Source organism: Methylobacterium terricola (assembly GCF_006151805.1).
In the GTDB taxonomy this organism is placed as follows: Bacteria; Pseudomonadota; Alphaproteobacteria; order Rhizobiales; family Beijerinckiaceae; genus Methylobacterium; species Methylobacterium terricola.
In genome coordinates this window covers 1-4,700 of sequence record NZ_VDDA01000037.1, presented here as the reverse complement: position 1 = coordinate 4,700, position 4,700 = coordinate 1, and the positions used below count along the sequence as shown (strand labels likewise).

Here is a 4,700-nt window from a genome sequence, read left to right as displayed (position 1 = left end):
CGGCGGCACGGTCCTCGGCACCACGACGGCGGGGCCGCTGGGCACCTTCACGCTCGCGCTGACGACCCCGCTCCCGGACGGCACCACCACCCTCACCGCCACCGCCCAGGACATCGCCGGCAACGTCTCCGTGCCGTCGGCCCTCCTCGCCGTCACGGTCGACCGGACCGCCCCCGGAACGCCGGTGATCAATCCGCTCGGCCTGACGAACGACGCGACGCCGACCATCACCGGTCTCGCCGAGCCGGATTCCGTCGTCACGGTCAGCGGCAACGGCATCGAGCTCGGCACCGTGACGGCGGGGCCGCTGGGCACCTTCTCGCTCGCGCTGACGACGCCGCTCGCGCAAGGCGCCACGGCGCTGACCGCCGTCGCCCGCGACGTCGCCGGCAACCTCTCGCCGGCCTCCGCCGCGGTCACGCTGACCGTCGATACCGGCGCCCCCCTGGCGCCGGTGCTGAACGCGATCGCGCTCACCAACGACGCGACCCCGACGCTCACCGGCGCGGCGGAGGCCGGTTCGACGGTGACGATCCTCGACGGCACCGCCGTGCTCGGCACGACGGTGGCGCTGCCCAACGGCACCTTCACGTTCACGCCGACCGCGCCCTTCGCCAACGGCACCGCGGCCCTCACCGCCACCGCCCGCGACGCGGCCGGCAACGTCTCGCCCGCCTCGGTCGTCGCGACCGTCACGGTCGACATCCAGGCCCCCGGCGCGCCGATCCTCCTGTCGGCCGCCGGCCTGCCCGGTGACGCGACGCCGACCTTCACCGGCACGGCGGAGGCGAACAGCGCGGTCACGCTGTTCAACGGCGCCACCGTGCTCGGCACGACGGTGGCGGACGGCACCGGAGGTTTCTCCCTCACCCCGGACGTCCCGCTGCCGAACGGCCTCTCCCAGATTACCGCGACCGCGCGGGACGCCGCCGGCAACCTCTCGGGCATCTCCGCGGCGCTTCCCGTCTCGATCGTCACCGGCGTCGCGGGCTTCCTGAGCGTCGATTACCTGGCTCCGACCAACGATCCGACGCCGACCATCCGCGGCACCGCCACCGCCGGCGACACGATCACGATCAGCCTCGCCGGGACGCAGATCGGCACCGGTGTCGCCGACGGGACCGGACGGTTCGGCATCGACGTCGATCCCCGCGCCACGGGAGCCCTGACCCTGACCGTCTCGGCGACCGACGCCGACAACAGCGGCGCGACCGCGACGACGACGCTCGACGTGCTGATCGACCTCGCGGCGCCCGGGGCGCCGACCCTCGCGGCCTTCGCCGGGCCGACCAACGACCCGCTGACCGTCATCCGCGGCAGCGGCGCCGAGGCCGGCTCCCTCGTCACCGTCACGGCCTTGAACGGAGCCCTCGTCATCGGCACCGCGCTTGCCGACGCCTCCGGCACCTTCGCGGTCACGCCGGCCCTCCCGCTGCCGGAAGGCAGCCTCTCCCTCCAGGCCACCGCCCGCGACGTCGCCGGCAACGTCTCCACCCCATCGAACCCGATCGCCCTGGAGGTCGACCTCACCCCGCCCGGCAGGCCGTCGGTCGATCCGCTCCTGCCGACCAGCAACACGACGCCGACCATCACCGGCACCGCCGATGCCGGGGCGGTCGTCCTGATCGCGGTCAACGGCGCCGAGATCGGGAGCGCGGTGGCGAATGCCTTCGGCATCTACGCCTTCACCCCCGCCGCCCCCCTGGCGGCCGGCGAGATCCTGGTCACCGCGACCGCGCGCGACGCCGCCGGCAACCTCTCGCTCGTCTCGCCGACGGTGACCGGCCTGATCGACACCACCCCGCCCGCGGTCCCCGTCCTCACGACGGTGCCGGGCGCGATCCGCAGCAACACCCCGACCATCACCGGGACCGCCGATCCGGGCTCGACCGTCACGGTCAGCAGCAACGGCAGCATCATCGGAATCGCCCCCGTCGGCCAGAACGGCCAGTTCTCCGTCACCCCGGCCCAGGCATTGCCGGATGGGACGGCCGTCATCACCGCGACGGCCTGGGACGCCGCCGGCAACGCCTCGGCCGTCTCCACCGCGGTCACCCTCGGCATCGACACGGTTCCGCCGCCGGCGCCTGCCTTCACCATCGCCTCGGGCACCACGACCGACACCACGCCGACCCTGACCGGCACGGCGGAGGCCGGGACGACCGTGACCATCCTCAACGGCACCGACGTGCTCGGCATCGCCGTGGCGGATTCCAACGGCGTCTTCTCCTTCACCCCCGCGGCGCTCGTCGACGGCACCTACCTCCTCACCGCCACGGCCCGGGACGCCGCCGGCAATGTCGGGCCGGCCTCCACCGCCGTCACCCTCGGCATCGACACCGGCGTGCCGCTGGCGCCGACCCTCGACCCGGTCGCGGACGCGACCCGCAACACCACGCCGACCCTCACCGGGACGGCCGAGCCCGGCGCGGTCGTCACCCTCCTCAACGGCGGCGTCGTGCTCGGCACGGCTCTGGCGGATTCCGGCGGCGCCTTCTCCTTCACCCCCGCCGCGCCGCTCGGGGACGGCAGCTACAGCCTCACCGCCACCGCCCGCGACGCCGCCGGACAGGTCGGACCCGCGTCCCAGGCCGTCACCTTCGTCATCGACACTGCGGCGCCCGGCATCCCGACGGTGACGAGCCCGGGCGGGCTGGTCGCCGACACCCAGCCGGTCCTCACCGGCACCGGCGAGGCCGGCACCACCGTCACCTTGTTCGACGGCGCCGCTGCGATCGGCACGGCCATCGTGGCCCAGACCGGCACCTTCACGGTCGGCCCGGCCAACCCCCTGGCGCAAGGCGCCCACAGCCTCTCGGTCCAGCTCACCGACGCGGCCGGCAATGCCAGCGCGGTCACCGCTCCGCTCAGCCTCGTCGTCGACACCCTGGCGCCGGCCGCGCCGGTGGTCGCGACCGCCGGCCTGATCAACGACGCCACGCCGACCCTGACCGGCACGGCGGAGCCCGGCGTCACCGTCACGCTGAGCAACAACGGCACGGTGCTGGGCAGCGTGGTGGCCGACGGAACCGGCGCGTTCAGCTTCACGCCGGGCCAGGCCTTCGGCGAGGGGACGAACCTGATCACCGCCGTGGCGCAGGACGCCGCCGGCAATCTCGGCCCGGCCTCGGCGGCCGTGACGCTCACCATCGACACCCTGGCGCCGCCCGCGCCCTCGATCACCACGGCCGGAGGCCTGACCCGCGACGACACACCGACCATCATCGGGACGGCGGAGGCAGGGGCGATCGTCACCCTCCTCGACGGCACCACCGTGCTCGGCACGGCTCTGGCGGATTCCGGCGGCGCCTTCTCCTTCACCCCCGCCGCGCCGCTCGGGGACGGTACCTACACCCTCACCGCCACCGCCCGCGACGCCGCCGGGCTGGTCGGTCCCCCGTCCCAGGCCGTCACCCTCGTCATCGACTCCAACCCGCCGCTCGCACCGACGGTGACGAGCCCGGGCGGGCTGGTCGCCGACACCCAGCCGGTCCTCACCGGCACCGGCGAGGCCGGCACCACCGTCACCCTGTTCGACGGCGCCGCTGCGATCGGCACGGCCATCGTGGCCCAGACCGGCACCTTCACGGTCAGCCCGGCCAGCCCCCTGGCGCAAGGCGCCCACAGCCTCTCGGTCCAGCTCACCGACGCGGCCGGCAACACCAGCGCGGTCACCGCTCCGCTCAGCCTCGTCGTCGACACCCTGGCGCCGGCCGCGCCGGTGGTCGCGACCGCCGGCCTGATCAACGACGCCACGCCGGCCCTGACCGGCACGGCGGAGCCCGGCGTCACCGTCACGCTGAGCAACAACGGCACGGTGCTGGGCAGCGTGGTGGCCGACGGGACCGGCGCGTTCAGCTTCACGCCGGGCCAGGCCTTCGGCGAGGGGACGAACCTGATCACCGCCGTGGCGCAGGACGCCGCCGGCAATCTCGGTCCGGTCTCGGCAGCCGTGACCCTCGTCGTCGACACCGCTGCGCCGGGGGCGCCGACCCTCGCCGCCGCCACCGCCCTGACCAACGACAGCACGCCGGTCCTCACCGGCACGGCGGAGGCCGGAACGACGGTGACGCTGCTGAACGGCACCGCCGTGCTCGGCACGGCCGTAGCGGACGGGACCGGCGCGTTCAGCCTCACGCCGGCGACGCCGCTCGGCGACGGCAGCTACGCGCTGACCGCGACGGCGACGGATGCGGCCGGCAACGTCAGCGGCGCCTCGGCGCCGGTGACCGTCGCGATCGACACCGCCGCGCCCGCCCTGCCGACGGTGACCAGCCCCGGCGGCGCCGTCGCCAGCCTCACCCCGGCCATCACCGGCACCGGCGAGGCCGGCACCACCGTCACCCTGTTCGACGGCGGCGCTGCGATCGGCACGGCCATCGTGGCCCAGACCGGCACCTTCACGGTCAGCCCGGCCAACCCCCTGGCGCAAGGCGCCCACAGCCTCTCGGTCCAGCTCACCGACGCGGCCGGCAATGCCAGCGCGGTCACCGCCCCGCTCAGCCTCGTCGTCGACACCCTGGCGCCGGCCGCGCCGGTGGTCGCGACCACCGGCCTGATCAACGACGCCACGCCGACCCTGACCGGCACGGCGGAGCCCGGCGTCACCGTCACGCTGAGCAACAACGGCACGGTGCTGGGCAGCGTGGTGGCCGACGGGACCGGCGCGTTCAGCTTCACGCCGGGCCAGGCCTTCGGCG

Annotated in this window: 1 protein-coding gene; it reads left to right on the top strand. The window is 74.9% G+C overall.

Annotated features, from left to right (window positions below; all coding sequences use genetic code 11):
• Positions 1-4,700: beta strand repeat-containing protein (locus tag FF100_RS32685; protein WP_246102647.1), on the top strand; the 4,700-nt coding region annotated here is incomplete at both ends.